This is a genomic window from Bacillus pumilus (assembly GCF_900186955.1).
In the GTDB taxonomy this organism is placed as follows: domain Bacteria; phylum Bacillota; class Bacilli; order Bacillales; family Bacillaceae; genus Bacillus; species Bacillus pumilus.
The window spans coordinates 3,056,820-3,083,387 of record NZ_LT906438.1 but is presented as its reverse complement, the minus strand read 5'-3'; the positions used below and the strand labels follow the sequence as shown (position 1 = coordinate 3,083,387).

Annotated in this window: 29 protein-coding genes and 1 riboswitch; of the genes, 27 read left to right on the top strand and 2 right to left on the bottom strand. The window is 41.4% G+C overall.

Annotation, left to right across the window (positions count from 1 at the left end):
- Nucleotides 1-113 precede the first annotated feature (113 nt).
- The 19 genes from CKW02_RS16230 to sufB all read left to right on the top strand — a co-directional run bounded on the left by CKW02_RS16230 (nucleotide 114) and on the right by sufB (nucleotide 17,049).
- A complete protein-coding gene (locus CKW02_RS16230) occupies nucleotides 114-2,501 on the top strand; it encodes a 3-hydroxyacyl-CoA dehydrogenase/enoyl-CoA hydratase family protein (RefSeq protein ID WP_003213084.1) in 2,388 nt (795 codons plus the stop codon).
- Nucleotides 2,502-2,513: 12 nt separating this feature from the next.
- Entirely contained in the window at nucleotides 2,514-3,689 is a 1,176-nt protein-coding gene (locus CKW02_RS16225) for an acetyl-CoA C-acetyltransferase (protein WP_003213349.1), read from the top strand.
- A gap of 14 nt (nucleotides 3,690-3,703) precedes the next feature.
- Nucleotides 3,704-5,485, top strand: coding sequence for an acyl-CoA dehydrogenase FadE (locus CKW02_RS16220; RefSeq protein ID WP_003213312.1), 1,782 nt, complete (start codon nucleotides 3,704-3,706; stop codon nucleotides 5,483-5,485).
- A 110-nt stretch (nucleotides 5,486-5,595) separates the two neighbouring features.
- The gene (locus tag CKW02_RS16215; RefSeq protein WP_003213086.1) at nucleotides 5,596-5,952 is read left to right on the top strand and encodes an arsenate reductase family protein; all 357 of its coding nucleotides are present in this window, start codon (nucleotides 5,596-5,598) and stop codon (nucleotides 5,950-5,952) included.
- A gap of 66 nt (nucleotides 5,953-6,018) precedes the next feature.
- Complete coding sequence (gene gcvH / locus CKW02_RS16210; protein ID WP_003213614.1) at nucleotides 6,019-6,402, top strand: glycine cleavage system protein GcvH; 384 nt, start codon at nucleotides 6,019-6,021, stop codon at nucleotides 6,400-6,402.
- A gap of 45 nt (nucleotides 6,403-6,447) precedes the next feature.
- Nucleotides 6,448-6,684, top strand: a complete 237-nt coding sequence (locus CKW02_RS16205; RefSeq protein ID WP_003212882.1) for a YusG family protein — start codon at nucleotides 6,448-6,450, stop codon at nucleotides 6,682-6,684.
- 128 nt (nucleotides 6,685-6,812) lie between these two features.
- Nucleotides 6,813-7,157 carry a toprim domain-containing protein gene (locus CKW02_RS16200; RefSeq protein WP_003213068.1) on the top strand — a complete coding sequence of 115 codons (345 nt, stop codon included), beginning with the start codon at nucleotides 6,813-6,815 and terminating at the stop codon, nucleotides 7,155-7,157.
- 12 nt (nucleotides 7,158-7,169) lie between these two features.
- On the top strand, nucleotides 7,170-7,472 hold the full coding sequence (locus CKW02_RS16195) for a thioredoxin family protein (RefSeq protein ID WP_003213095.1): 303 nt from the start codon (nucleotides 7,170-7,172) through the stop codon (nucleotides 7,470-7,472).
- A gap of 120 nt (nucleotides 7,473-7,592) precedes the next feature.
- Nucleotides 7,593-7,934 carry an SCP2 sterol-binding domain-containing protein gene (locus CKW02_RS16190; protein WP_003212918.1) on the top strand — a complete coding sequence of 114 codons (342 nt, stop codon included), beginning with the start codon at nucleotides 7,593-7,595 and terminating at the stop codon, nucleotides 7,932-7,934.
- Nucleotides 7,935-8,036: 102 nt separating this feature from the next.
- Nucleotides 8,037-8,145, top strand: a riboswitch (SAM riboswitch).
- Between the two features lie 155 nt (nucleotides 8,146-8,300).
- Nucleotides 8,301-9,326 carry a methionine ABC transporter ATP-binding protein gene (locus tag CKW02_RS16185; protein ID WP_003213439.1) on the top strand — a complete coding sequence of 342 codons (1,026 nt, stop codon included), beginning with the start codon at nucleotides 8,301-8,303 and terminating at the stop codon, nucleotides 9,324-9,326.
- A complete protein-coding gene (locus CKW02_RS16180; RefSeq protein WP_003213651.1) occupies nucleotides 9,319-9,987 on the top strand; it encodes a methionine ABC transporter permease in 669 nt (222 codons plus the stop codon). The genes CKW02_RS16185 and CKW02_RS16180 overlap by 8 nt, the downstream gene beginning before the upstream one ends.
- Nucleotides 9,988-10,001: 14 nt before the next feature.
- Nucleotides 10,002-10,823: a methionine ABC transporter substrate-binding lipoprotein MetQ gene (gene metQ, locus CKW02_RS16175; RefSeq protein WP_003212678.1), complete on the top strand. Its 822-nt coding sequence runs from the start codon at nucleotides 10,002-10,004 to the stop codon at nucleotides 10,821-10,823.
- A gap of 104 nt (nucleotides 10,824-10,927) precedes the next feature.
- Nucleotides 10,928-11,296: a carboxymuconolactone decarboxylase family protein gene (locus tag CKW02_RS16170; protein WP_003212803.1), complete on the top strand. Its 369-nt coding sequence runs from the start codon at nucleotides 10,928-10,930 to the stop codon at nucleotides 11,294-11,296.
- A gap of 215 nt (nucleotides 11,297-11,511) precedes the next feature.
- The gene (locus CKW02_RS20350) at nucleotides 11,512-11,649 is read left to right on the top strand and encodes a YuzK family famiily protein (RefSeq protein WP_162839378.1); all 138 of its coding nucleotides are present in this window, start codon (nucleotides 11,512-11,514) and stop codon (nucleotides 11,647-11,649) included.
- 211 nt (nucleotides 11,650-11,860) lie between these two features.
- On the top strand, nucleotides 11,861-12,646 hold the full coding sequence (gene sufC / locus CKW02_RS16165; protein WP_003213654.1) for a Fe-S cluster assembly ATPase SufC: 786 nt from the start codon (nucleotides 11,861-11,863) through the stop codon (nucleotides 12,644-12,646).
- Nucleotides 12,647-12,664: 18 nt separating this feature from the next.
- Entirely contained in the window at nucleotides 12,665-13,978 is a 1,314-nt protein-coding gene (gene sufD / locus CKW02_RS16160) for a Fe-S cluster assembly protein SufD (protein WP_003213450.1), read from the top strand.
- Nucleotides 13,978-15,198: a cysteine desulfurase gene (locus tag CKW02_RS16155; protein ID WP_003213010.1), complete on the top strand. Its 1,221-nt coding sequence runs from the start codon at nucleotides 13,978-13,980 to the stop codon at nucleotides 15,196-15,198. Before sufD ends, CKW02_RS16155 begins: the two co-directional genes overlap by 1 nt.
- Nucleotides 15,188-15,634: a Fe-S cluster assembly sulfur transfer protein SufU gene (gene sufU, locus CKW02_RS16150; protein ID WP_003212941.1), complete on the top strand. Its 447-nt coding sequence runs from the start codon at nucleotides 15,188-15,190 to the stop codon at nucleotides 15,632-15,634. The genes CKW02_RS16155 and sufU overlap by 11 nt, the downstream gene beginning before the upstream one ends.
- A 17-nt stretch (nucleotides 15,635-15,651) precedes the next feature.
- Entirely contained in the window at nucleotides 15,652-17,049 is a 1,398-nt protein-coding gene (sufB, locus tag CKW02_RS16145) for a Fe-S cluster assembly protein SufB (protein WP_003213112.1), read from the top strand.
- Between the two features lie 52 nt (nucleotides 17,050-17,101).
- On the opposite strand, the gene CKW02_RS16140 is transcribed toward sufB, so the two are convergent.
- Nucleotides 17,102-17,752 carry an FMN-dependent NADH-azoreductase gene (locus tag CKW02_RS16140; protein ID WP_003212749.1) on the bottom strand — a complete coding sequence of 217 codons (651 nt, stop codon included), beginning with the start codon at nucleotides 17,750-17,752 and terminating at the stop codon, nucleotides 17,102-17,104.
- A gap of 83 nt (nucleotides 17,753-17,835) precedes the next feature.
- On the opposite strand from CKW02_RS16140, the gene CKW02_RS16135 reads away from it, so the two are divergent.
- Nucleotides 17,836-18,765 carry a helix-turn-helix transcriptional regulator gene (locus tag CKW02_RS16135; RefSeq protein ID WP_003213589.1) on the top strand — a complete coding sequence of 310 codons (930 nt, stop codon included), beginning with the start codon at nucleotides 17,836-17,838 and terminating at the stop codon, nucleotides 18,763-18,765.
- Between the two features lie 76 nt (nucleotides 18,766-18,841).
- Here CKW02_RS16135 and CKW02_RS16130 read toward each other — a convergent pair whose 3' ends face one another.
- The gene (locus CKW02_RS16130; RefSeq protein WP_003213374.1) at nucleotides 18,842-20,041 is read right to left on the bottom strand and encodes a DUF418 domain-containing protein; all 1,200 of its coding nucleotides are present in this window, start codon (nucleotides 20,039-20,041) and stop codon (nucleotides 18,842-18,844) included.
- A 254-nt stretch (nucleotides 20,042-20,295) separates the two neighbouring features.
- Between CKW02_RS16130 and CKW02_RS16125 the strand changes: the two genes are divergently transcribed.
- The 7 genes from CKW02_RS16125 to CKW02_RS16095 all read left to right on the top strand — a co-directional run bounded on the left by CKW02_RS16125 (nucleotide 20,296) and on the right by CKW02_RS16095 (nucleotide 26,515).
- Complete coding sequence (locus CKW02_RS16125; protein ID WP_003213710.1) at nucleotides 20,296-20,991, top strand: response regulator transcription factor; 696 nt, start codon at nucleotides 20,296-20,298, stop codon at nucleotides 20,989-20,991.
- Nucleotides 20,978-22,285 carry a HAMP domain-containing sensor histidine kinase gene (locus CKW02_RS16120; RefSeq protein ID WP_003213249.1) on the top strand — a complete coding sequence of 436 codons (1,308 nt, stop codon included), beginning with the start codon at nucleotides 20,978-20,980 and terminating at the stop codon, nucleotides 22,283-22,285. Before CKW02_RS16125 ends, CKW02_RS16120 begins: the two co-directional genes overlap by 14 nt.
- Nucleotides 22,286-22,322: 37 nt before the next feature.
- Complete coding sequence (psiE, locus tag CKW02_RS16115) at nucleotides 22,323-22,751, top strand: phosphate-starvation-inducible protein PsiE (RefSeq protein WP_003212694.1); 429 nt, start codon at nucleotides 22,323-22,325, stop codon at nucleotides 22,749-22,751.
- A 220-nt stretch (nucleotides 22,752-22,971) separates the two neighbouring features.
- Nucleotides 22,972-23,517: a PadR family transcriptional regulator gene (locus tag CKW02_RS16110; RefSeq protein WP_003212810.1), complete on the top strand. Its 546-nt coding sequence runs from the start codon at nucleotides 22,972-22,974 to the stop codon at nucleotides 23,515-23,517.
- Entirely contained in the window at nucleotides 23,510-24,256 is a 747-nt protein-coding gene (locus tag CKW02_RS16105; RefSeq protein WP_003212706.1) for a hypothetical protein, read from the top strand. Before CKW02_RS16110 ends, CKW02_RS16105 begins: the two co-directional genes overlap by 8 nt.
- A gap of 257 nt (nucleotides 24,257-24,513) precedes the next feature.
- The gene (locus CKW02_RS16100; protein WP_003213600.1) at nucleotides 24,514-25,422 is read left to right on the top strand and encodes an alpha/beta fold hydrolase; all 909 of its coding nucleotides are present in this window, start codon (nucleotides 24,514-24,516) and stop codon (nucleotides 25,420-25,422) included.
- 139 nt (nucleotides 25,423-25,561) lie between these two features.
- Nucleotides 25,562-26,515 carry an ABC transporter substrate-binding protein gene (locus tag CKW02_RS16095; RefSeq protein WP_003213260.1) on the top strand — a complete coding sequence of 318 codons (954 nt, stop codon included), beginning with the start codon at nucleotides 25,562-25,564 and terminating at the stop codon, nucleotides 26,513-26,515.
- Nucleotides 26,516-26,568: the final 53 nt, after the last annotated feature.

Below are 26,568 nucleotides of genomic sequence, written 5' to 3'. Positions count from 1 at the left end.
GAAATCCGCTCTTGAACTGTTTCGGAAAATCTTTTAAGATAAAGAAAGAGGCATTGCTTTTTTTTGCACAAAAAATGAATGACTGTTCATTCAAAATGTTTAGGGGGATATTTATGGGCAAACATATTCGCAAGGCAGCTGTCATTGGTTCAGGTGTCATGGGCTCAGGCATTGCTGCGCATCTAGCCAATATCGGGATACCAGTCACATTGCTAGATATTGTGCCAAACGAACTGACAAAGGAAGAAACGGCAAAAAAGCGAACGCTTGATCACCCTAGTGTTCGGAATAGATTAAGTCAAGAAGCGATGAAAAAATTATTAAAGCAAAAGCCAGCACCTCTTACTTCAGCAAAAAACCTATCATACATCACACCGGGAAATCTCACAGACCACCTTTCCTTATTACATGACGCTGACTGGATTATTGAAGTCGTTACTGAAAAGCTCAGCATCAAAAAGCACGTATTCTCTCTCATCGACGAACACCGCAAAGAAGGCAGTATCGTATCAAGTAATACATCCGGAATTTCGGTTGAAAAAATGGCAGAAGGCCGATCAGAGGATTTTAAACGCCACTTTTTAGGTACACATTTTTTTAACCCAGCTCGTTATTTAAAGCTTTTAGAAATCATTCCTATTCAAGAAACAGATCCAGAAGTACTCCAATTTATGAAAACGTTTGGCGAGGATGTACTTGGTAAAGGCGTCGTTGAAGCGAAAGATACGCCGAATTTTATTTCCAATCGTATTGGTACTTATGGACTCCTTGTGACAGTGCGTGAAATGCTTGAAAACAAATACACCATCGGAGAGGTGGATTCGGTCACAGGACCCCTCATTGGAAGACCGAAAAGTGCGACCTTCCGTACACTTGATGTCGTAGGGATCGACACGTTTTTCCATGTAGCCCGCAACGTATATGACCAAGTAGAAGGAAAGGAAAAAGATATTTTCCAGCTGCCTGAGTTTATTGAAAGAATGCTTGAAAAGGGATGGATTGGCAGCAAGGCAGGGCAAGGATTTTATCAAAAAAATGGGAAGACCATTTTAGAACTTGACCCTGTGACGCTCACATACGGAGAACGAACGAAGCTGAAAGATCCAGGCATTGAGATGGCGAAGCAGCAAAAGGGAACGAAAGCGAAATTGAAAGCGCTTATTTATCAAGATGGTCGTGCAGGACAATTGCTCTGGAACATGACGGCACCTGTGCTCCTTTACTCAGCTCAGTTAACAGGCGAAATTGCGGATGATATTCAGTCCATCGATAACGCAATGAAATGGGGATTTGGCTGGCAGCACGGTCCATTTGAGCTATGGGATGCAATTGGTGTGAAAAAAGCAGTCGAGCGCATGGAAGCAGAAGGTCACAGCATCCCGCAGTGGGTGCAAGACATGCTGTCAGAAGGACACGACACATTCTATCAAGAAAATGCTGATGGAGAGCGTGCGTTTTATCACAATGGGGCTTACGAACAGGAAAAAGGAAACGACAAGAATATTTCCTTAGCGAAATTGAAAAAGAAGAACGGCGTGATTTTCAAAAATGCTGGTGCGAGCTTGATTGATATCGGTGATGATGTCGCCTTGCTCGAATTTCACTCCAAAAGCAATGCCATTGGACTAGATGTCATTGACATGATCAATCGCGCTGTCGATGAGGTGGAACAGAGTTATAGAGGGCTTGTCATCGGAAACCAAGGGAAGAACTTCTGTGTTGGTGCCAACCTTGCTCTCATTTTAATGGAGGCTCAGGACGATAATTTCTTTGAAATTGACTTTGTGATCCGCCGCTTCCAGCAGGCAATGATGAAGGTGAAATATAGCGACCGTCCAGTCGTTGCTGCTCCGTTTGGTATGACACTTGGAGGCGGAACAGAGGTTTGTCTGCCGGCAGCAGCTATTCAGGCGTCGAGTGAAGCATACATGGGTCTTGTCGAAGCGGGAGTTGGACTGATTCCAGGCGGCGGTGGAAACAAAGAATTATACCTTCGCCATCTGCAAGGATCAGCGAAGCCATCGCAGACCGCTATACAAGACGCCACGATGAAAACATTTGAAACAATTGCAATGGCGAAAGTATCCACTTCGGCAGAGGAAGCGCGGGATATGAACATGCTGCGCGCGAGTGACCGAATCAGCATGAACGGAGACCACCTGATCTATGATGCGAAACAACTCGTGCTCTCTCTTGATGAATCGGGTTATCGTGCGCCGCTTACGCAAAAGGTGCCCGTCATGGGAGAAACAGGCTATGCAGCGATGATATTGGCTGCTGAAAATATGAGACTGTCTGGATACATTTCAGAGCATGACATGACCATAGTTAAAAAATTAGCTCATGTTATTTCCGGCGGGAAACTGCCATTTGGAACAGAGGTAGAGGAGCAATACTTATTAGAGCTTGAAAGGGAAGCCTTTTTAAGTCTTGTAGGAGAAGTGAAATCACAAGCACGCATGCAGCACATGCTCGTCAAAGGAAAACCTTTACGTAACTAAGGGGGAGTCAAAATGAGAGAAGCAGTCATTGTCGCTGGCGCGAGAACACCAGTAGGGAAGGCGAAAAAAGGATCGTTAAAACATGTTCGACCTGACGATATGGGCGCGTTGTGTGTAAAAGAAACATTAAAGCGTGCTGGTGATTACGACGGACAGATAGATGATTTGATCATCGGATGTGCAACACCAGAAGCAGAGCAGGGGTTAAATGTGGCTCGGAATATTGGGGCGTTAGCAGGACTTCCGTATACAGTACCTGCCATCACCATCAACCGCTACTGCTCATCTGGTCTTCAGTCAATCGCTTATGCAGGTGAGCGGATTATGCTCGGTCAGGCAGAAACGATCTTAGCTGGAGGAGTCGAATCGATGTCACAGGTGCCGATGATGGGTCATTCCATTCGTCCGAATGCTCAATTGGCAGAACAAGCGCCTGAATACTATATGAGCATGGGGCACACGGCAGAGCAGGTGGCGCAAAAGTATCAGGTCACACGTCAAGATCAGGACGCCTTTGCGGTAAGAAGTCATCAAAAGGCAGCCAAAGCATTACAGGAAGGAAAATTTTCAGATGAAATTGTCTCCGTTGATGTAACAGAGCGGCGGGTAGGGGAGCAATATCAATTAGAAGAACATCAATTTAAGTTTTCACAGGATGAAGGCGTGAGAGCAGGGACAACGGAAGAGATTCTTTCTACTTTGCGTCCGGCTTTCTCGACAAAAGGCACGGTGACCGCAGGAAACTCTTCACAAACAAGTGACGGTGCTGCGTGTGTGATGATGATGGATCGTGAGAAAGCATCCTCACTTTCCCTTCAGCCGCTCGCCAAGTTTCGGGCGTTTGCTGTTGGCGGTGTACCGCCTGAGGTGATGGGAATCGGTCCAATTGAAGCCATTCCGCGTGCGCTGAAAATCGCTGGACTTGAGCTGAAGGATATCGGGCTGTTTGAATTAAACGAAGCGTTTGCCTCTCAGGCCATTCAAGTTATTCGTCATTTAGGGATTGATGAAGAGAAAGTGAATGTCAATGGCGGGGCAATCGCGCTAGGACATCCGCTCGGCTGTACAGGAACAAAACTGACACTGTCACTCATTCATGAAATGAAGCGGCGAAACGAGCAATTTGGCATCGTCACAATGTGTATCGGCGGGGGCATGGGAGCAGCAGGAATTTTTGAATTGATCTAAAGGGGGAAAACAGAATGAAAGCAATGGAAGAGGTAAAAAAGGGTGGAAGCTTCTTAATTGATGAGACGAATTATGAGCATATCTTTACACCAGAGGATTTCTCTGATGAGCATCAAATGATTGGAAAGACAACAGAGGATTATATTTTACAAGACGTTGTTCCATATATAGATCAAATTGAAAACCATGAATTTGAGCATTCTGTCAGGCTTCTCAAAAAGGCTGGAGAGCTTGGGCTGCTAGGAGCTGACGTGCCTGAAGAATTCGGCGGGCTCGGATTAGATAAAATCAGTTCAGCCATTATTACCGAGAAATTTTCCAGAGCAGGGAGCTTCTCGCTTTCCTATGGCGCCCATGTCGGCATTGGGTCTCTGCCAATCGTGCTGTTTGGAAATCAAGCGCAAAAGGAAACATATCTTCCTGGACTCGCTTCTGGAGAAACAATTGCAGCGTACGCCCTCACTGAGCCAGGATCAGGCTCTGACGCCCTTGGAGCAAAGACAACTGCGGTCTTAAATGAAGCCGGAACTCATTATGTGCTGAATGGGGAAAAACAGTGGATCACAAACTCCGCATTTGCCGACGTCTTTGTCGTATATGCGAAAATTGATGGTGAACACTTCTCTGCTTTTATCGTAGAAAAGGATTTTCCAGGTGTCAAAACGGGACCTGAAGAGAAAAAGATGGGCATTAAAGGTTCATCGACAAGAACGTTAATTCTCGAAGATGCTCAAGTGCCGAAGGAGAATTTACTAGGTGAGGCTGGCAGAGGTCATGTCATTGCCTTTAACATTTTGAATATCGGACGCTACAAGCTGGCTGTCGGAACAGTTGGTGCGTCAAAACGTGTCATTCAATTATCGGCAGAATATGCAAACCAACGTAAGCAATTCCAAACGCCAATTTCTCGATTTAGCTTAATTGGTGAAAAAGTAGCCAACATGTCGGCAAAGCTCTATGCGATGGAAAGTGCTGTTTACCGCACAGTCGGATTATTTGAACAGCGCATGGGTCTATTAAGTGAAGAAGAGCAAAAGGATGGCAAACAAATTGCCCAGTCCATTGCAGAATATGCGATTGAATGCTCTCTTTGTAAAGTACTTGGCTCTGAAACTTTAGACTATATAGCGGATGAGGGCGTGCAGATTCACGGCGGATATGGATTCATGCAAGAATACGAGGTCGAAAGAGCCTATCGTGACTCGCGGATTAACCGTATTTTTGAAGGGACTAACGAAATCAACCGTCTGCTTGTACCAGGCACATTCTTGAAGAAAGCGATGAAGGGAGAGCTTCCGCTGCTTCAAAAGGCGCAAACCTTACAGGAAGAGCTCATGATGATGATGCCGGAAGAGCCAGGTGATCAGCCGCTCGATCAAGAAAAATACTTGCTCGCCCATGCGAAAAAGATCGCCTTAATGGTATCTGGAATGGCGGCGATGAAGTATGGAAAAGCATTAGACAAAGAGCAAGAGATTCTTGTGAACATAGCGGATATCGTCAATGAAATTTTTGCTGCTGAATCGGCGATTCTGCGTACTGAAAAGGCAATCGCTGCATCAGGGCTAGATAAGAATACTCAAAAGCTTGCTTACACACAAATTTTCACGCAGGAAGCCTTCTTAAAAATTGAAGCTCATGCAAAAGAATCCTTGATCGCGATGGAAGAAGGAGATGCACTCCGCATGAGTCTGTCAGCTCTTCGCAAACTGACAAGATTCACCCCGATCAATGTCATCGCCAAAAAGCGCGAAGTGGCGAAACGAATCTTTGAAGCAGAGAAATATATCGTATAAGACGGCTGAAAAGGTGCGGGTATCACTCCGCACCTTTTTGTAAGCATACATTTAGGTTTTTAAAATATTTTGTGATAAAATGTTCTCACTACTTGCAGGAGGTGAAAATAGTGGCTTTAGATTTTTATGAATACCCATCTTGCGGTACATGCCGAAAAGCAAAAAAATGGCTGGAAGAACACAATAAAGATATCAACAGCATACATATCGTCGAAGAGACGCCTGATAAAGAAACATTAAAAGCGCTTTACGAAAAAAGTGGCTTAGAGCTGAAGAAGTTCTTTAATACAAGCGGACAGAAATACCGAGAGCTACAGCTGAAAGATCAACTTCCTGCAATGTCAGAAGGCGAGCAGCTAGAATTACTCGCATCTAACGGAATGCTGATCAAGCGCCCGATTACAACAGACGGTAAACGAGTCACAGTTGGATTTAATGAAGATACATTTAAAAGCGTCTGGAAATGATGTAACTTTCATTCAGATTGTGGTATCTTCAATATAGATTGAAAGAAAAGACTGGAGGGGTATTGAATGAGCACACCAAAAGATTTACGTTATTCAGAAGAACATGAATGGGTCAAAGTAGAAGGAGATAAGGTGCGTATCGGTATTACGCATTTTGCTCAATCTGAGCTAGGCGATATCGTGTTCGTTGAGCTTCCTGAAGTAGGAGACAAAATTACAGCGGACGAGCCTTTCGGAAGTGTAGAATCAGTGAAAACAGTTTCTGAGCTTTACGCACCGATCAACGGTACAATCGTCGAAGTGAACGATGAGCTGGATGACAGCCCTGAATTCGTCAACGACTCTCCATACGAAAAAGCATGGATGATCGTGGTAGAGCCAGCTGATACATCTGAAATTGAGAACTTGATGACTGCTGAGCAATATGAAGAAATGACAAAAGAAGACTAATTCACGTGAAATTGGACACTCTACCTTTATGGGGGGGTGTCCAATTTGTCTTTTCAAAAAGAACATGTGGATATAACAGATCATGTCACTGGACGATTCAAAGAAAGCGGCATGGTGCTGTATCATCAAAATGAAGAGATTGGCACGATGATTAGTGAAAACCAATATGAGTTAAAATCAGGTTATTCCTATGAGCAAAATCGTTTTTATCGTCTGACGGATACATTGACCCACGGAACAGAAAAATATGTAGACTGTGATGATGAAAATGGCTGGTGCTAATCACAGATGAGGCTGCAGTGAGCATAAGCTGCAGTCTTTTTAGTGCAAGCGCCCAATCTTTACAACCTGAATGAAAAATTGTAATCTAAGGGAGAAGTGAACAACGTCAAAAGGGCCGGGTGATCGTGATGAATGTAGAGGTAGAAAAGGTCATCATTGTAGAAGGTAAAACAGACAAACAAAAGCTAAAAGAAGTCATAAGTGAACCTGTTACCATCATTTGCACCAATGGCACGATCAGTACATCGAAGCTGGATCAGCTCGTAGACGAATTATTGGGGAAAGACGTTTACATATTAGCAGACAGTGACGATGCAGGCGACAAACTGCGGAAGCAATTTCGAAAAGAATTCCCTGAAGCATTTCATCTTTTTGTCGACAGAACGTACCGCGAAGTGGCCGCTTCACCGTCAGCCCACATTGCATCTATCCTATTAGCTGCAAACATTGATGTTCATTCGAAATATTTATGAGGGTGGACGTATATGAAAGAGATTGAAGAACACGAATTCAAGGAGATAAAGGACGATTTATTTCTTTTATACTTATATACACCGTTTTGCGGAACATGTCAGCTGGCAAAGAAAATGCTGGCTGTCGTAGACACCATGCAGCCGGATGTACCTTTTTATGAAAATAACTTAAACTACTCACCAGGCTTTGCGAAGGCTTTTGAGATCGAAAGCGTTCCTTGCTTTCTACTGTTTAAAAAAGGTGAGCTGGTGCAAAAAGGCTATGCCTTTCACTCCGTACCATATCTTCATGAAATGATTGAAACCGCTAAATAAAGCGGTTTTTTGTCATATTTCAAGCAATTCATCTGAAAATTTGTCGAGTTATTTATAAAGGACAAGCGAATGTTTGTAGAGAAATGTTATGTATAACCAAATGACAGGGAGGTTATACATGTGGAAAAAGTGAAAACCCATGGAAACACAGGGCAGCGATTATTGCTAAAACCGCTGCTCTCATCATCATCCTTGAAGATTACATTTGAGGCGGAAACTGACTCTTGTACATTGATTGTGGATGAGCGTGGTGAAGTGAAGAAACTACCTGCAATTGAGTTATCGGATCTCATCTTTTATGGTGAGAGAAAAGAAATACTTCAATTATTAGATGGAGATATGTCCTTACAGCAGTTAATTAGCAGGGGACAAGTGAAAGTAAAAGGGTCATTCCGTGCGCTCCTAAGACTAGAGGCGGTACTTTGGCTGACGAACGGTTTTTTTCGAAAAATGATAACTTAGTCGTTTACTTGGAAATTAGCGATTTACAGCGTTGACATATCTCGGGTGGCATGATATTCTACGTTAGTAAAAACATGAACATCACATAAAACAACATATTTTCTCTTATTAAGAGAGGTGGAGGGACGTGCCCTATGAAACCCGGCAACCGTCAGCATAGCTGAAATTGGTGCCAATTCACTCAAAGTCGCAACGCTTTGAAAGATGAGAGAAAGGCGTATTTGAAATAAAAGGCCTTTCTGCTTGCGTTGCAGTTAGGTCTTTTTTACTGATCTGGCAACAGGCTAGAGTCATGACAGCACGAAGAATAAATGAACGTATGTGATGGCAACCTATAGATTCAGCAAGAAAGCAGGTGAGCAGACTGTGATCCATTTACAGAATGTATCAAAAACGTACTACTCAAAAAGTGGAAATGTTGACGCAGTAAAAGACGTCAACTTAGATATTGATAAAGGTGAAATATTCGGAATTATCGGGTATAGCGGTGCCGGAAAAAGCTCGCTTATTCGCCTATTAAACGGTCTGGAGCTGCCAACAGAAGGAATTGTTGAAGTGGCAGGCAACCGGATCAATGAAGTATCGAATGCGAAACTTCGGAAAGCAAGACAAGAAATCAGCATGATTTTCCAGCACTTTAACCTACTTTGGTCAAGAACAGTGAGACAAAATATTATGTTCCCGCTTGAGATCGCAGGTGTACCTACATCGAAACGGAGAGAGCGTGCGAATGAACTGATTAAATTAGTCGGTTTAGAAGGAAAAGAAAATGCGTATCCGTCTCAGCTTAGCGGCGGACAAAAGCAGCGTGTGGGGATTGCGAGAGCATTAGCAAATGATCCAAAGGTTCTTCTTTGTGACGAAGCAACATCAGCGCTTGATCCGCAAACAACGGATTCTATCCTTGATCTTTTAGCGGATATCAATAAACGTTTAGGGCTGACAATTGTGCTCATCACACACGAAATGCACGTCATTCGCAAAATTTGTCATCGCGTCGCGGTCATGGAAAATGGACGCATTGTCGAAGAAGGCGAAGTATTACGCGTCTTCAGACAGCCGAAGGAAGAGATGACGAAGCGATTTGTACAGCAGCTTGCTGAACCAGAGGAAGCGAAAGAAACAATCGAACACGTCTTAGAGCGAGTAAAAGAAGGTCAGGTCGTACGGTTGTCCTTTATTGGCGATTCTGCCGAGCAACCGCTCATCACTGAAATCATTCGATCCTTCAAGGTCGATGTAAACATCCTTCAAGGAAAGATTTCTCAAACGCAGGAAGGCGCGTTTGGAACACTCTTTATCCATATTAATGGAGAAGAGACCGAGGTTGAAAAAGCCATCGCCTATATCCAAAGTAAACAGGTTGAAATTGAGGTGATGACACATGTTTGAGAAATGGTTTCCGAACGTTGACCTAGATGTGATTTGGAATGCAACGGGTGAAACGGTGTACATGACACTCATTTCATTGGCATTTGCTTTTGCAATCGGGATTATCCTAGGACTCCTGCTCTTCCTTACAGGAAAAGGCGGTCTTTGGGAAAATAAACCGATCAATGCTGTCATCGGTGCAGTCGTCAACATTTTCAGATCGATTCCTTTTATCATCTTAATTATTCTTTTATTAGGGTTCACGAAATTCTTAATGCATACAATTCTAGGTCCAAATGCAGCACTCCCTGCCCTTGTCATTGGGTCAGCTCCATTCTATGCACGTCTTGTCGAAATTGCACTGCGTGAGGTAGACAAAGGAGTCATTGAAGCAGCACGGTCAATGGGAGCGAAAACGTCGACCATCATTTTCAAAGTATTGCTGCCAGAATCATTGCCAGCCCTCATTTCAGGTATTACCGTAACAGCGATTGCTTTAATTGGCTCAACTGCGATTGCAGGTGCAATTGGAGCAGGCGGACTTGGTGACCTTGCTTATGTGGAAGGATACCAATCTGGTAATACAGATGTCACACTTGTAGCTACTGTGTTTATTCTCATCATCGTCTTTATTATTCAAATAATCGGTGATTTGATTACAAATAAAATTGATAAACGTTAAGGGAGGATTTATTCATGAAGAAATTGATTTTAAGTGCACTATTTCTAGCATTTGCAGGCATCTTAGCTGCATGCGGTTCATCTAATAACGCAAGTGATAGCAAAACCATTACGGTTGCCGCTTCAAAAACACCACATGCCGAAATTCTTGAAGAAGCAAAACCACTTCTAAAAGAAAAAGGCTACGATCTAAAAGTGAAAGTACTTAGTGATTATAAAATGTACAACAAAGCGTTAGCTGAAAAAGAAGTGGATGCAAACTTTTTCCAACATATCCCTTACTTAAATGAAGAAAATAAATCAAACAAAGATTACAATCTAGTTAGTGCTGGTGCGGTTCACCTTGAGCCTTTCGGTATCTACTCTAAGAAATACAAATCAGTAAAAGATATTCCAAACGGCGGAACGATCATCATGACAAACAACGTGGCTGAACAAGGCCGTATGCTTGCACTATTGCAAAATGCTGGTGTCATTAAGATTGATCCTAAAGTTGATACAATCAACGCAACAGTAAAGAACATCAAAGAAAACCCGAAGAACCTAAAGTTCAAAAAAATCGCTCCTGAACTAACAGCGAAAGCTTATGAAAACAGTGAAGGCGATGCTGTGTTTATTAACGTCAACTATGCGATTCAAAATAAATTGAATCCGAAAAAAGATTCAATTGAACTTGAGCAAACAAAGAACAACCCATATGCAAACATCGTGGCGGTTCGCAAAGGTGAAGAAAAATCAGATAAGATCAAGACATTAATGGAAGTTCTTCACTCTGATAAAATCAAAGAATTCATCGACAAAAAATATGACGGTGCTGTACTACCGGTATCTGAATAACAATGTGTTAACCTCGCTTTCATCAAAGCGAGGTTTTTTTGTGTATTTTTTCAAATCTCGCTCATAATAAAAATGTACAAATGACCTGAAGGGATGGAATGAAGATGAATGAACAGCATATGAGCGGATCCATGCAGCAATCACTGACTGATTATAAAACGGCAATGGGTGAATTTCAGAAGAAAATGCCGGTGTTTGGGAAGAAATTCAATGAATTCACGGAGCAGTGCTTTCAGAGCGATTCATTAACGCAAAAGGAAAAACAAATGATTGCCCTTGGCATCAGTATTCATGCACAGGATGAATACTGCATGATTTATCATACAAAGGGAGCGCTCGACCAAGGCGCGACAGAAGAGAATTTGCTAGAGGTCGTCAGTGTGGCGGCAGCGTTCGGCGGCGGTGCTGCACTAAGTCAAGGCATCACAGTTGTTCAGCAATGTATTGACGAATTTGGAGGACAGACGCATTAAGGGAAGGATAAGATGGCATTTATCCATATCAGGGAGTTGAGTCCTTCTCAGCCGATTGTGTGAGAAAATATGCCAGCATAGCGCGTCATATCCCTTTTGAGTGAAGCCACATGTCTTTGATACAATGAAGCTACACTCAAAGAAGGGAATGGTTTATTATTTGTTCGGACCATAGTACACTGGGATTGGATTATACCGCCGAGATGGAAAAGGCCATGCATAAGGCTCATGGCATGAGCTATGCAGAGTACGAAAGAGACCATGACTTACGGATGAAAGTGGAATATAAACGAGAGCAGTCCTATCGAGATGAGAAAAGACAGCTCGCAAAAATGAATATACGAGGCTATTAAATAGCTAAGGGGCGGGGAGAACAGATTCCCGTCCTTTCTTTATGAAAACAGTCTTTTCGACATAAATCCTTTTATCTACCGGCTTTTTTTGTTAGAATTTTGAGAGCATCCTCTCACGCATATCGTGAATGTGTTGTATTCAGTTTTAATTTGTTATAAAATTAGAATGAGAATAAATTGAGAATAATGATTATTTTGGAGGTATCGATATATGACTGCTTCGACATTAACAATTAAGGACTTGCACGTTGAGATTGAAGGGAAAGAAATCTTAAAGGGTGTAAACCTCGAGATAAAAGGTGGAGAATTCCACGCAGTAATGGGACCAAACGGTACAGGTAAATCAACTTTATCTGCTGCCATTATGGGTCACCCTAAATATGAAGTAACAAAAGGTAGCATTTTGCTTGATGGCGAAGATGTACTTGAAATGGAAGTAGATGAGCGCGCTCAAGCAGGTCTTTTCCTTGCGATGCAATACCCATCTGAAATTAGTGGTGTGACAAATGCGGACTTCCTTCGTTCTGCTATTAACGCTCGCAGAGAAGAAGGCGATGAAATCTCTCTAATGAAATTCATCCGCAAAATGGACGAAAACATGGAGTTCCTTGAAATGGACCCAGACATGGCGCAACGCTACCTAAACGAAGGTTTCTCAGGCGGAGAGAAAAAACGCAATGAAATTCTTCAATTAATGATGATTGAACCTAAAATTGCGATCCTTGATGAAATCGATTCTGGTCTTGATATCGATGCGTTGAAAGTGGTTTCTAAAGGAATTAACAGAATGCGCGGCGAAAGCTTCGGCTGCTTAATGATCACTCACTATCAGCGTCTACTGAACTACATCACACCAGATCACGTTCATGTCATGATGCAAGGACGTATCGTGAAATCTGGCGGACCAGAGCTTGCACAACGTCTAGAAGCAGAAGGCTATGACTGGATTAAAAAAGAGTTAGGAATTGAAGACGAAACTGTTGGTCAAGAAGCGTAAGCGTTAGGAGGATTATTGATGACATTAGAAACGAAATTATCAGTAGATCAAGATTATGTCAAAAGCTTCTCCGAGAAGCATCAGGAACCGGCATGGATGAGTTCCCTTCGCTTACAGGCTCTTGAAAAAGCAGAAGACCTTCCAATGCCAAAGCCTGACAAAACGAATATTTCTAAATGGAATTTAACCAATTTCAAACAGCACACAGTCGAAAGTGCGCCATTTGGATCATTAGAAGAGCTTCCTGAAGAAGTGAAATCTCTCATTGATTTAGAGGACACGGATAAGACAGTCTACATTCAGCGTGATCAAACGCCAGCATACTTGTCTCTTTCAACAGAAGCGAAAGACAAAGGCGTGATCTTCACTGATCTTCATACAGCGCTTCGCGAACATGGTGATCTAGTGAAGAAATACTTCATGACGGATGCAGTGAAAGTAGATGAGCATAAACTAACAGCATTACATGCTGCTTTAGTCAATGGCGGAGCTTTCCTCTATGTACCAAAAAATGTAGAACTTGAAGCGCCAATTCAAGCCATCTACCTGCATGAAAATGACGACACGACTTTGTTCAATCATGTCATCGTCGTAGCAGACGATCATAGTGCAGTGACATATGTAGAAAACTACATTAGTACAGCAAAACCTGAAGAAGCAATCTTCAATATCGTGTCCGAAGTGTTCACGGGAGCTAATGCCCGCGTCACATACGGCGCAGTAGATAACCTTTCAGAAGGTGTCACAGTCTATGTGAACAGACGCGGTATGGCAAGTGGCCGTGACAGTAAAATCGAATGGGCGCTTGGCCTTATGAATGATGGAGACGTCGTGTCTGAAAACATCACAAAGCTTATGGGCGACGGGACATTCGGTGATACAAAATCAGTTGTTGTCGGCCGCGGGAATCAAACGGAAAACTTTACAACAAGCATCATCCACTTCGGTAAAAACTCTGAAGGGTATATCTTGAAGCATGGTGTGATGAAGGATCAAGCATCCTCTATCTTTAACGGAATTGGTAAAATCGAGCATGGCGCAACGAAGTCAAATGCCGAGCAGGAATCACGTGTTCTCATGCTGAGTGAGAAAGCACGCGGTGATGCAAACCCAATTCTATTAATTGATGAAGATGATGTAACAGCAGGGCATGCTGCTTCTGTTGGACGTGTCGATCCAATTCAACTCTATTACCTCATGAGCCGCGGGATTTCCAAAGAAGATGCAGAAAGACTTGTGATTTATGGCTTCTTAAATCCAGTCGTCAAAGAACTGCCGATTGAAGGAGTTAAAAAGCAGCTCGTTTCTGTGATTGAAAGGAAAGTAAAATAATGAATATCAAAGACGTTCGTGAGCAATTTCCAATCCTTCATCAGCAAGTGAACGGACATGATTTGGTGTATTTGGACAGTGCAGCGACTTCTCAAAAACCAAGAGTGGTCATTGATGCAATGAATGAGTATTACCGGTCTTACAACTCGAACGTCCACCGGGGTGTTCATACCCTTGGCACAAAAGCAACGGACGCATACGAGGGTGCGAGAGAGAAAGTTCGTGCATTCATCCGTGCTTCATCTGTCCAAGAAATTATTTTTACTAGAGGTACAACAACTGCACTAAACACAGTGGCGATCAGCTATGCTAGAGCAAACCTCAAAGAAGGCGATGAGATTGTCATTACGCACATGGAGCACCATGCAAATATCATCCCTTGGCAGCAAGCAGCAAAAGCAACTGGCGCCACATTGAAATATATTCCGTTACAGGAAGACGGCACGCTATCGCTGGAAGATGTGAAGCAAACAATCACACATCAAACGAAAATCGTCGCTGTCACACATGTTTCAAACGTATTAGGAACCATCAACCCGATTAAAGAAATCGCCAAAATAGCCCATGATCATGGGGCAATCATTGTCGTCGATGGTGCACAAAGCACGCCGCATATGCAAATTGATGTTCAGGATCTAGATTGTGACTTTTTCGCATTCTCCGGGCATAAAATGTGTGGACCGACTGGCATCGGTGTGCTTTACGGGAAGAAGGACCTTTTGAATAATATGGAGCCTGCTGAGTTTGGCGGTGAAATGATCGACTTTGTGGATCTGTATGATTCTACTTGGAAAGAGCTCCCGTGGAAATTTGAAGCGGGAACACCGATTATTGCCGGAGCAGTTGGACTAGGAAAAGCGATTGATTTCTTAAATGACATTGGTATGGAGGAAGTCAGCCGTTACGAGCATCAGCTTGCCACTTACGCGCTTGAGCGCTTTAAGGAGCTTGAAGGTGCGACTGTTTATGGACCGCAGCACCGGGCTGGACTTGTGACGTTTAACTTAGACGACGTCCATCCGCATGATGCGTCAACTGTTCTGGATACAGAAGGTGTCGCCATTCGTGCTGGACATCACTGTGCACAGCCGCTCATGAAATGGCTTGGTGTATCAGCGACTGCAAGAGCAAGCTTCTATCTGTACAATACAGAAGAAGAGATTGACGAGCTCATTGCAGCGCTCCGTAAGACAAAGGAGTATTTTACGAATGTCTTTTAATGTAAACTTAGACACACTGTACAGACAAGTGATTATGGATCATTATAAAAATCCGAGAAACAAAGGTGTGTTAAACGACAGCATTGTCGTCGATATGAACAACCCAACGTGTGGTGACCGCATTCGTCTCACGATGAAAATCGAAGACGAAAAAGTCATGGATGCGAAATTTGAAGGAGAAGGATGCTCCATTTCGATGGCATCTGCCTCTATGATGACGCAGGCGATTAAAGGGAAAGATATTGAAACAGCTTTGAAAATGTCTCAGATTTTCTCCGATATGATGCTAGGAAAAGAATACGACGATTCCATTGATCTTGGTGACATTGAGGCGCTGCAGGGAGTGGCAAAATTCCCTGCCCGCATCAAATGTGCAACATTATCCTGGAAGGCGCTTGAAAAAGGCGCATCTGCCGAAGATAACGGCAAATCATAAGATTGGAGTGAAAATGGATGGCTAAAAAAATGCCAGATGTTGGTGAATATAAATACGGCTTTTCTGATAAAGACGTTTCCATTTTCCGTTCAGAGCGCGGACTGACAAAAGAGATCGTTGAAGAAATTTCTCGTATGAAAGAAGAGCCTCAGTGGATGCTCGACTTCCGTTTGAAATCTCTTGAGCTCTTTTACAACATGCCGATGCCACAATGGGGCGGAGATTTAAATGCATTAAACTTTGATGAAATTACGTACTACGTAAAGCCATCAGAGCGCTCTGAGCGTTCTTGGGATGAAGTACCAGAAGAAATCAAAGAAACCTTTGATAAGCTTGGGATCCCTGAAGCAGAGCAAAAGTACTTAGCAGGTGTATCTGCTCAGTATGAATCTGAAGTTGTGTATCACAACATGAAGCAAGACCTTGAAGATCTAGGCATTGTGTTTAAAGATACAGACAGCGCATTAAAAGAGAACGAAGACATCTTCCGTGAGCACTGGGCAAAAGTCATTCCTCCGACTGACAACAAATTTGCTGCGCTTAACTCGGCTGTATGGTCTGGTGGTTCATTTATCTACGTACCGAAGGGCGTCAAAGTAGATACACCACTTCAAGCATACTTCCGTATCAACTCTGAAAACATGGGTCAGTTCGAGCGTACACTGATCATCGTTGATGAAGGCGCACATGTGCATTACGTAGAAGGCTGTACAGCACCAGTTTACACAACAAACTCACTTCACAGTGCGGTTGTTGAAATCGTCGTGAAAAAAGGCGGCTACTGCCGTTATACAACGATTCAAAACTGGGCAAACAACGTTTTCAACCTTGTGACGAAACGTACAGTATGTGAAGAAAATGCGACAATGGAATGGATTGATGGAAACATCGGTTCTAAGCTGACAATGAAATACCCAGCAGTCATCTTAAAAGGTGAAGGCGCACGTGGTATGACATTAAGTATTGCCCTAGCAGGTAAAGGTCAGCACCAAGATGCAGGTGCAAAAATGATTCACCTTGCACCAAACACATCTTCAACGATCGTATCGAAATCGATTTCCAAACAAGGCGGTAAAGTCACATACCGCGGAATCGTTCACTTCGGACGTAAAGCAGAAGGTGCACGCTCAAACATCGAGTGTGACACACTCATCATGGATAACAAATCAACATCTGATACGATTCCTTACAATGAAATCTTAAACGACAACATTTCATTAGAGCACGAAGCCAAGGTTTCAAAAGTATCAGAAGAGCAGCTATTCTACTTGATGAGCCGCGGAATTTCTGAAGAAGAAGCAACAGAAATGATCGTCATGGGCTTCATCGAACCATTCACAAAAGAACTACCAATGGAATATGCCGTTGAAATGAACCGTTTGATTAAGTTTGAAATGGAAGGTTCAATCGGTTAATAAAAAAAGACCAAAAACGTGATATCAAACGTTTTTGGTCTTTTTGTTTTGCTTACATCCCGCTAGGCTGGTAAAACGCATCAAAGGCTTTAGACAAATCGTCAGTTGCAGATGTCAAGATCGTTTCTTCCTCTAAAATCGCTGTTCCTTGTGCTCGGACAATATGAAATTGTTGAAAGCCCATCAAGTTTTGGAATATTTCTTTTAGGTAGTAATGTGAAAATTCCAGAGGTGTGTATCGATCGTTATTTGTGAAAATTGAGCCACTTGCTTGAAGCAAAAGTACACGATAATCGTCAGTCATCAGACCAACTGAACCATTTTCTGTATATTTAAACGTTTCTCTCGCAATAAAAATATTATCTATATAATCTTTCATACGTGACGTCACATTGAAATTATGAACAGGTGACACAATGACGATTCGATGATGTGCTTTGAATTGAGCCAATAAAGCAGATGAAGCAGCAGCGATGTTTTCTTCGGTAGCTGTTAATGTTTGTTCAGATGCTTGCTTATTCCAAATACGTAACAGCTGGTCTTTTTCGATACGAGGAATTTCAGTTTCATGTAAATGTAAAATGGTTGGTTCATCATGAGGGTATCTTTCTTTAAACTGTTCTAAAAATAGTGTTTGCAGTTTGTTTGAATAACTTTCTCGATGAGTGAAATCAGGGTGCGCGTTAATGATTAATGTTTGCATATACATGCTCCTTTTCTTTTGATAAACTGAGTATAAAATATAAAGGTGACAAAACATGTCACCTTTTTTAAAAGGAAATTCAAATGAAAAAATCAGAACGATTAAACCAAGAGCTTATTTTTTTAAGTGATAAATACTCATTTCAATTAAAGGATTTAGAAACCGAATTTGGCATATCGAAACGTACGGCTTTGAGAGATATGGAAGAGCTAGAGTCCATGGGCTTAGCTTTTTACGTTGAAAATGGCAGACATGGAGGATATCGACTGGTGAAACAATCTCCAATGGTCCCTATTTATTTCAATACCGATGAAGTTCAAGCTATTTTTTTCGCGCTTAAAGCGCTAGACCTGGTGTCAGCAACACCATTTAAAAAGTCCTACTCACAAATTCGGCAAAAGCTGTTTGCCACAATGTCTGATGAGAGAAAACAAATGATCACAGAGACTTTGGATGTGATTCATTACTATAATGTCGCACCAGTTAGTGAACAAAATCATTTGGAATTGATTTTACAGGCGATGATGGAAGATCAAATCGTGAAGATGACGTACACGCAATATGAAAATAAAAGGATCAGGCTGCAATTTCTTGAGTTGTTTTATCGAAATGGGATTTGGTTCACCAAAGCATATGATGTTCAAAATAAAAAGTGGGACATCTATAGATGTGACTTTATGAAGGACTTGATCATTGAAGAAGGCAGAGACACCTTTACGAAGGAAGAATTAAAAGCACTGCAGCTCGAGTACGAAAAAACTTATCATGACATCTCATTTAAATGTCGATTAACGGAACAAGGAAAAGAAAAGTTTTTGAAGAATCATTACCCGAATATGAGATTGGAGATCATTGATGATACTCCATATATTATGGGTGGGTACAACCAAGAAGAATTATCGTATATGACTCACTATTTGATCTCATTTGGGAAGCATGTGAAAATTGAATACCCAGATGAATTAAAAGAGAGTTATTTGACTCAATTACAAGAAATGATTGAGCAGTATTGAAAGTGAACGGATTGTCTCTGAATCACAAACTTAACATATTAAAAAAGGCGAACTGTAGCCATTCGCCTTTTTTCTTTTACTTCGCCGCATGAAATGTATTGGTTTTCGATCTGTCATTGACCTTCCCATACGTCAGCTGACGCCAAATAAATTCCATCGGTCCATACTTAAACCGCTTTAACCAAAACGTACTGAAAAGCACAAGGAAGACATACACGCCAATAGCCATGAAAAACGTACCAGCCGGCTGAAGATGATCGACAAGCCCCGCTCCATACTTTAGAAATAGCAAGGTTCCAATGATCGAGTGAAGCAAGTAACAGGTCAGGGACATCCGTCCGACTTTTGTAAAGACCATCAAAGCACCTCGCAGCTGAGGAACGTGCAGAAACAGCATCGCAAGTGTACTCATATAAAACATACTGCCAGTTAGTCCTCCGTTTTGTTCAAGGGCAGTGGCAATGTTCACCCAGAGTGTATGTTCAAAAGGATTGATCGCTACTATGATCGTACTGCTTTGAGTGATGAGAAAAGCGATTGTACAGATGATCCAAATGCGATTCCAAATTGCTTTTTTCGCCTCCATGTTTTTGAAAAACTCCATTTTCACAAAATACACACCAAGTAAAAACATGAAGAACATGGAATAGACAGTGAAAAATGAACTGGAAGCCATTGTCACCATATCTGCCCACCGGTCACCAATAGATGCTAAATAAGTCAGACTGTTGTGGCTGATTAATTCAAAATCGGCAAAGTCCGGCTTGCCTGATGATCCTGAACTGATGGTATTGAGCAGCATTGTGAAAAAGGGTGTGAGCAATTGAATCACAAAGAGTGTGATCAGCCAGTTTCGGATGGTTTTGGCTGTGCGTTTGTAAAAGAAAAGCAATAAAAAACCAGCAACTGCATAATAGGCCAAAATATCACCAATCCAAACAAAAGTTAAATGCAGAAGGCCAAACCCTAAGAGAATGGTTAATCTGCGGGCAAACAGCTTGTTCGGACTGTCCACCTTCTGAGCAGCTCGATCCATAAAAATCATAAACCCAACCCCGAATAGGAAGGAGAACAACGTAATGAATTTCCCAGAGGCAAACCAATTCACTAAGTTATGAAAGACATCATTTGATTCCATATCGAACCCCTTCGCCGAATCCACGATTAAAAAGTAATTGACCAAAATAATTCCCATTAAGGCAAATCCCCGTACGATGTCTAAGAAATGAACCCGATCCTTCAAATTCATCGCGTGTGCTACTTTGTTTGTATTCATATCCATGCTCCTTTTCTTGTTATGATAAAAATGTCATTCGAATCAATTCATCGATCCCTACAATGAATCAATATACGGTCCAATTCTTAATAATTTATGAAGATCCAATATTTTGAAAATAAATGTGACGAATTGATGGCAGAGGGGCAAATTCATAAACTGTTAAGGTTTATGCTGTATCTTTTCACATAGCTAGATGATATATAGTAAAGACATAAAAGAAAGTACATCACGTATCATGAGGTGAGAGAGACATGACGCATCGAATATTAATCGTAGAAGATGATCAAGATATTGGAGACCTTTTGCAGGAATCCCTTACACGTGCTGGATATGAGGTGCAAAGAGCGATGAATGGCGAGCAAGCATTGAAGTTTGTGGACGATTCGCTCGATTTGGTGATTTTGGATGTGATGATGCCAGGCATATCAGGCATTGAAACGTGCCAGCAGATGAGAGCCTCTTCTAATGTCCCGATTCTATTTCTAACAGCCAAATCAAGTACATTCGATAAAACCGAAGGCTTACTTGCCGGCGGGGATGATTATATGACAAAACCTTTTTCACAAGAGGAGCTTCATGCTAGAGTGATTGCACAATTACGCAGGTACACCGTCTATCAGGAAAAGAAGGAACAGGAAGAAACGTTTCTTGTTGGGGGCAAGCTGAGGGTGAGCGAAGAATTTAATGAAGTGTGGAAAGGAAATCAACAACTCAAGCTGTCTGATTTAGAATATCGTATGTTGAAGCTGCTCATGAGCAGGCGAAACAAAATCTTTTCAGCCCAAAATATTTATGAGAGTGTATGGGGACAGCCTTATTTCTATTGTTCCAACAATACGGTGATGGTGCATATTCGAAAGCTGCGTGCCAAAATTGAAGATGATCCTGCACGTCCTGTATATATCAAAACAGAATGGGGAAGAGGATACCGATTTGGCACATCGTAAATATACACTAGCCAAAAAGCTAGCACTATTGATTTTGACAGCTACGGTCGTGAGTGGACTTGTCTTTTTGACGCTGCAAAAGATCACCAATGACCTCATTGATGGATACTTGAGTTCGGACGAGTATTACGAGGAGGAGTCAGCCAGGTATATTCAAAAATTCAGCCACTATGTGTCTGAGAATGAGCTGTCTTCAACAGACCGAAAAGCGTTTGGTGAGTGGGTAAAAAAAGAGAATTACATTAATTTGACCATCTTCAAGGATGAAGTGCTGCAATATGACTCCATCTATTCGGCTGCTGATGAATCGGCGTATGGAAAAGAAAAGGTGACCCAGTACGCTGAGCATCATTCGTATCCAGTTCAGTTTAGCGACGGTGAAGGTCGCGTCATGGTGGATGGTTTCTATTCATCTCGTTACCACGATCTTGCCTTTACACTCGAGCTGCTCGGGGCGACGCTTATTTTTCTCCTCATTGTTCTGCTTGGCATTCGCAAAAGTTTACGCTATCTGCAAACGATTCACCAAGACATTCATATTCTTGAAGGCGGCGAGCTAGACTATGAGATGACGGTAAAAGGGCATGATGAATTAGCGATGATTGCCAAAAGTATTGAGGATCTTCGTAAAGCTTTTCTGGACAAGCTCCAAGCCATTGACGAGTTGCAAGAAGAGAGTCGCAGTCTGGTGACCGAAATGTCACACGATATGAGAACACCGCTGACGTCGCTCATGATGAACCTGGAGTTTGCGAAAAAAGAGGAGGCTGGAGCGGATCCCCGTAAAGATCAATATATAGCAAGTGCTTATGAGAAAGCATTGCAATTGAAAAATCTGTCTGATAATCTGTTTGCCTATTTTCTACTTGATAAAGAACAAGAACCTGAGCTTGAGACCGTTGCAGTCAAAGAGGTCATTTACGATCTTTTATCAGATCAGGTGGCGATCTTGCAGCAAGAGACATTCAAGGTTCATCTTTTAGGAGAGCTTCCTGACAGCTATATCAACGTGAATGTCGAGGAACTTGGCCGAGTGTTTGATAATCTGATGTCCAACATACTGAAATACGCCGATCCGAAAAAAGACATCAATTTCACCTTTCTATCCGATCAAGAAATGTTTGAGATCCATGTCAGCAATGCGATAAAAGAGACAAATGGCACGCAGGAAAGCACTGGACTTGGTGAACGAAGCATAAAACGAATGATGACCCGCATGCACGGGCAGTTTGAAAAGATGGAAAAGAACGATGTTTACTACATCGTGCTGCGCTTCTGGCACATCAAAATATAGATGACAAATGAATAACATGGAATGGAGAGACAATCTAATGAAACGATTCAACAACTTCCAAAAGGTACCCGATCTCTTGCAAGGTCTTCTGAATATCTGTCTGTTCTTTCTAGCCCTTGCTTTAAGCGTCCTCTTAATTAGTGAAACTTGGTATATTGTCCAATTTGTCTACAAGAATGTGGTCAACAAAGGAGAAAGCTATTATGAAATGCTTGGTGAGCTGCTGATCTTCTTTATGTACTTTGAGTTTATTGCCTTAATTATTAAGTACTTTAAATCAAACTTTCATTTTCCGCTTCGCTATTTTATTTATATTGGCATCACAGCCGTCATCCGTTTGATTATCATCGATCATAAAGAGGCTGTATCGACCTTCTGGTGGGCGCTGACCATTCTAGCCATGACCGTTGCACTCTTTATCGCCAGTAAACGACATGCTGTTCAGGAGCATGAAGAAGTGAAGTGAGGGAAGAAGACGAACGGTTGCCGTTCGTCTTTTTTTTGTTTGATCAAGGTGGCTCACTCATCGTATTGCACACCTCTATAAACATCACGCTAACGCTTGCTTACAGGATTTTTTGAGAGCTCTGAAAAAGTGCTTAGCATGAAAGAAAATTTAAATCTAATCTTGAAATAATACTCAATGTTGAGTATTGTGTAAATAGATATTGAATAGGAGGAATCTGATGACGGACTTATATATATTAGGATTAATATCGATGAAACCGATGTCAGGGTATGATGTTGAGCAGAATTTAAAAAATACAATGGTGGATATATGGGGTGGAATTCTAGTTGGCTCAATCTATTATGCGCTAAATAAATTAGAAAAAGGAAACTATATAAAAATTTGTGAAACAAGGACGATAGGGAAAAAGAGTACGAAAGTCTATAAAATCACAGAACTTGGAAAAGAATACAAGAAAGAATGTGTGATGAAATGCCTTGTAGAATCTCAAAATACTTATCCAACTCAACTTTTTGCTGGACTCATGTTTGCTGACGAAATTGAAAAACAAGAAGCTGTTAAATCATTAAATGTTCAAATTGAAGCGCAAAAAAGACATTTAGCAGAAATAAAAAAGGGTGAAGAAGAAAAAGAGAAACAAATGAATTTATCTCCTTTAACAAGGCTAACGTTTGATTACATTTATGAAATGGAAGAAATGAAAATGAAGTATCTTCATGAAGTTATTCATTTAATTAAGACGGGGGGATTAACCGATGAATAAAATTGATCATATTGTTATCAATGTTGATGAAAAATATCAAAAAGACAAAAAAATGATAGATATGATACAACAAAATGGTTTCCCGTATGCACCTAAAAAAGGTAAAAGAACAAAAGGCTTTAAAATAAGCAATCTTTGGATTGGAAAGGAGTATCTTGAATTAGTGAATATAACAAAGAAGGATGGCGGTGGCTGGAAAAAAGATTGGACAGAGTTGTATAATCGAGGCACAAGAGGAGCAATATGCTTAATGATTGATGTATCAGATATTGATTCTTTACATCAATCGCTTTTAGACAAAGCATTTGATGTACAAACGCCAGAAAGAATCGAATATAAATTATTTGGACTACTTAAAATTTCATCACGATGGAGAAACATGTACTTACCTTTTTTTGAAAAAGAGGCATTTCAAATTGGATTTCAGCAATTAGATAACGAAGAAATTTCTGAAAAATTTCAAAAGAAAATGATCCCCAATAGTATCAGTCATAAGATAATGGGGATGACCAAAATTATAATCAATGGCAAGTGGACTGAATTAGACTACAATATGATTGAGAATACCTTTCGTAATACTCAAAAAGAAGGCAATTCATTAAAAATAAAACTTAATAATGGAAGCGATATAATTTTTGTTGAAAACAATGATTTTTCCCTTTACGTAGAAATGGATAATCAAAGTTTGCAATCTAAGTCTATAACAAAAATAGAAAATGTATATTTAGTAAACAATTAGATTCAATACATACAGCTCATCATAAAACATGGACAATACATAAAAATGAAATCAATGGATTTGTTCATGAAAAGCTGTGAAGTAAATGACGTCTTTCCTGTCTTCCCTATCTCCGATGCAAAAAAAGCGTTAAAATAAATTGTTGCCATTATTCAAAGCAAGACCTTCCCTTTGTGGGAGATTACTTAATAGAATGTAGTCATGAGAATGGCCAGTATCGCTTGCCATTCTCGTTTCTGTTTGAAGGAGCGAAAAAATTGACAGACACTAAGACCGAACCATTCTCATTTGCAATTATGCAGCAGGCAGCTCCTGTTCATATTCCAGAAAGACAATTCATGCCATCACACGACGGCACAAGCCTTGCGTATTATCCGTTTTTAGCAGAAAAAAAGAACGAGGCAAATGTCATCTTGATCCATGGCGGAGGCGCTCACAGCCTAGCTGGTTATGAGCATATTGCCGATACGCTGCAACATGATTTTCATGTGAATACGTTTTTAATCGATTTAAGAGGTCACGGCCATTCGGAAGGGAAAAAGGGTGATACACCTAGTGTCACAGATGTGTGGCACGATATTTCGCAGTTTGTGGATACGGTCAAACAGCAGCATAAAGGAGCCGTTTATCTCTGCGGTCATTCATCTGGAGCGGGATTACTGCTAAACTACCTATCTTGGCCGAAAAAAAGAGAAGTAGATGGTTACTTTTTTATTGCCCCTGAATTTGGCTATCAATCAGGCACAGCAAGGCCTGATCAAATCCCTTTTGCGAGCGTTCAAGTATGGAAATTCGTTTTGTCTGCCATGACAAAAGGATTGTTGATGAGTCATTCTGAAGCCGTGCGTTTTCATTATCCGGCATGGGCAGTTGAGCAGGACCCGCTTTTGTTGACAGCCATCACCGTCAATCTAGCACTTGCCTTAACCCCGTCTGCACCTAAAAAACAATTTGCGATGATGGATCGGCCATATGCGATGTTAGTAGGAAGTGAGGATGAGCTGTATGATATAGAAAAATTTCCTGCCTATCATGAACTGCCCGATGAAACGATCAGAAAACAATCAGTCTATCAAGTGCTGGATGGACATACCCATTTGTCGGTGTTACTAGAAGCGGGAAAACAGATTGGAAGGGCCATCCAAATGTGGAATCGTTCTATTTAGTATGAACAACTAGTCAACACTCTCCCTTTTTCTTAAAAATTTACATTGACACCATCCTTTTCTATGATAAAATCATAGTGTGATAATGAGAATCGTTATCAAATGATATGACTACATATAGAATGGATAGGTGAGGTACATGTTCAAAAAATCTTTTTGGTCGCTATTAGTTGTGCTCTCCATCGTTTTACTTGCAGCTTGCGGCAGCAATAGCAGTGAAGGCAAGTCAAACAGTAAAGAAAAAGCAAGAACCGTTGAAAGCGCTATCGGTTCAACTGAAATTAAAGGATCGCCTAAACGTGTGGTGACGCTGTACCAAGGAGCAACAGATGCAGCAGTCGCGATGGGCATTAAACCAGTGGGTGTTGTAGAATCTTGGCTTGAGGCACCTACGTATAAATATTTAAGAGATGATTTAAAGGATGTCAAAATTGTTGGACAGGAAATACAGCCAAACTTAGAGGAAATTGAAAAGCTTAACCCAGATTTGATCATTGCATCAAAAGTCCGCCATGAGCAAATTTTTGATCAGCTGAAAGAAATCGCTCCAACTGTTGCAACAGAAACAGTGTTTACATTTAAAGATACAGTGAAATTAATGGGTGAAGCGTTAAACCAGCAAGACAAGTCAAAAGAATTGCTAACGAAGTGGGATGACCGCGTCGCTGACTTCAAAGAAAAAGCGAAAAAAGACATCAAAAACTGGCCAATGAGTGTGTCTGTAGTGAACTTCCGTGCAGATCATGCTAGAATCTATCAAACTGGATTCGCAGGGTCCATTTTAACAGAGCTAGGCTTTGAAGGACCTAAGAATGTCAAAGATAAAAAGCAAGACATCATTACACTGACAGACAAAGAGAGCATCCCGCAAATGGATGCAGATGTGATCTATTACTTCATGGATGATCAGGATAAAGCCGTTGAAAAAGCATATAAAGAGTGGACGAGTCATCCTTTATGGAAGCAGCTTGACGCAGTGAAAGCGAAACAAGTGCATAAAGTCGATGAAATCACTTGGAACATGGGCGGCGGTATTATTGCTGCAAACATGATGCTTGATGATATTGATGATCGTCTCGGAATTGATAAATAAGGATAACAGAGGAGAAAATGTGAAAAACCATTTTCTCCTTTTTCCATAACAGA

Excerpts from the sequence above, each read along its gene's own strand:
- metQ (WP_003212678.1), top strand. The coding sequence starts at position 10,002 with ATGAAGAAATTGATTTTAAGTGCACTATTTCTAGCATTTGCAGGCATC.
- CKW02_RS16195 (WP_003213095.1), top strand. The coding sequence starts at position 7,170 with ATGAAAGAGATTGAAGAACACGAATTCAAGGAGATAAAGGACGATTTA.
- CKW02_RS16095 (WP_003213260.1), top strand. The coding sequence starts at position 25,562 with ATGTTCAAAAAATCTTTTTGGTCGCTATTAGTTGTGCTCTCCATCGTT.
- CKW02_RS16140 (WP_003212749.1), bottom strand. The coding sequence starts at position 17,752 with ATGCAAACATTAATCATTAACGCGCACCCTGATTTCACTCATCGAGAA.
- CKW02_RS16125 (WP_003213710.1), top strand. The coding sequence starts at position 20,296 with ATGACGCATCGAATATTAATCGTAGAAGATGATCAAGATATTGGAGAC.
- CKW02_RS16135 (WP_003213589.1), top strand. The coding sequence starts at position 17,836 with ATGAAAAAATCAGAACGATTAAACCAAGAGCTTATTTTTTTAAGTGAT.
- CKW02_RS16130 (WP_003213374.1), bottom strand. The coding sequence starts at position 20,041 with ATGAATACAAACAAAGTAGCACACGCGATGAATTTGAAGGATCGGGTT.
- sufU (WP_003212941.1), top strand. The coding sequence starts at position 15,188 with ATGTCTTTTAATGTAAACTTAGACACACTGTACAGACAAGTGATTATG.
- CKW02_RS16110 (WP_003212810.1), top strand. The coding sequence starts at position 22,972 with ATGACGGACTTATATATATTAGGATTAATATCGATGAAACCGATGTCA.
- CKW02_RS20350 (WP_162839378.1), top strand. The coding sequence starts at position 11,512 with ATGCATAAGGCTCATGGCATGAGCTATGCAGAGTACGAAAGAGACCAT.
- CKW02_RS16170 (WP_003212803.1), top strand. The coding sequence starts at position 10,928 with ATGAATGAACAGCATATGAGCGGATCCATGCAGCAATCACTGACTGAT.
- CKW02_RS16220 (WP_003213312.1), top strand. The coding sequence starts at position 3,704 with ATGAAAGCAATGGAAGAGGTAAAAAAGGGTGGAAGCTTCTTAATTGAT.
- CKW02_RS16105 (WP_003212706.1), top strand. The coding sequence starts at position 23,510 with ATGAATAAAATTGATCATATTGTTATCAATGTTGATGAAAAATATCAA.
- psiE (WP_003212694.1), top strand. The coding sequence starts at position 22,323 with ATGAAACGATTCAACAACTTCCAAAAGGTACCCGATCTCTTGCAAGGT.
- CKW02_RS16225 (WP_003213349.1), top strand. The coding sequence starts at position 2,514 with ATGAGAGAAGCAGTCATTGTCGCTGGCGCGAGAACACCAGTAGGGAAG.
- CKW02_RS16180 (WP_003213651.1), top strand. The coding sequence starts at position 9,319 with ATGTTTGAGAAATGGTTTCCGAACGTTGACCTAGATGTGATTTGGAAT.
- CKW02_RS16200 (WP_003213068.1), top strand. The coding sequence starts at position 6,813 with ATGAATGTAGAGGTAGAAAAGGTCATCATTGTAGAAGGTAAAACAGAC.
- CKW02_RS16230 (WP_003213084.1), top strand. The coding sequence starts at position 114 with ATGGGCAAACATATTCGCAAGGCAGCTGTCATTGGTTCAGGTGTCATG.
- sufC (WP_003213654.1), top strand. The coding sequence starts at position 11,861 with ATGACTGCTTCGACATTAACAATTAAGGACTTGCACGTTGAGATTGAA.
- sufD (WP_003213450.1), top strand. The coding sequence starts at position 12,665 with ATGACATTAGAAACGAAATTATCAGTAGATCAAGATTATGTCAAAAGC.
- gcvH (WP_003213614.1), top strand. The coding sequence starts at position 6,019 with ATGAGCACACCAAAAGATTTACGTTATTCAGAAGAACATGAATGGGTC.
- CKW02_RS16155 (WP_003213010.1), top strand. The coding sequence starts at position 13,978 with ATGAATATCAAAGACGTTCGTGAGCAATTTCCAATCCTTCATCAGCAA.
- sufB (WP_003213112.1), top strand. The coding sequence starts at position 15,652 with ATGGCTAAAAAAATGCCAGATGTTGGTGAATATAAATACGGCTTTTCT.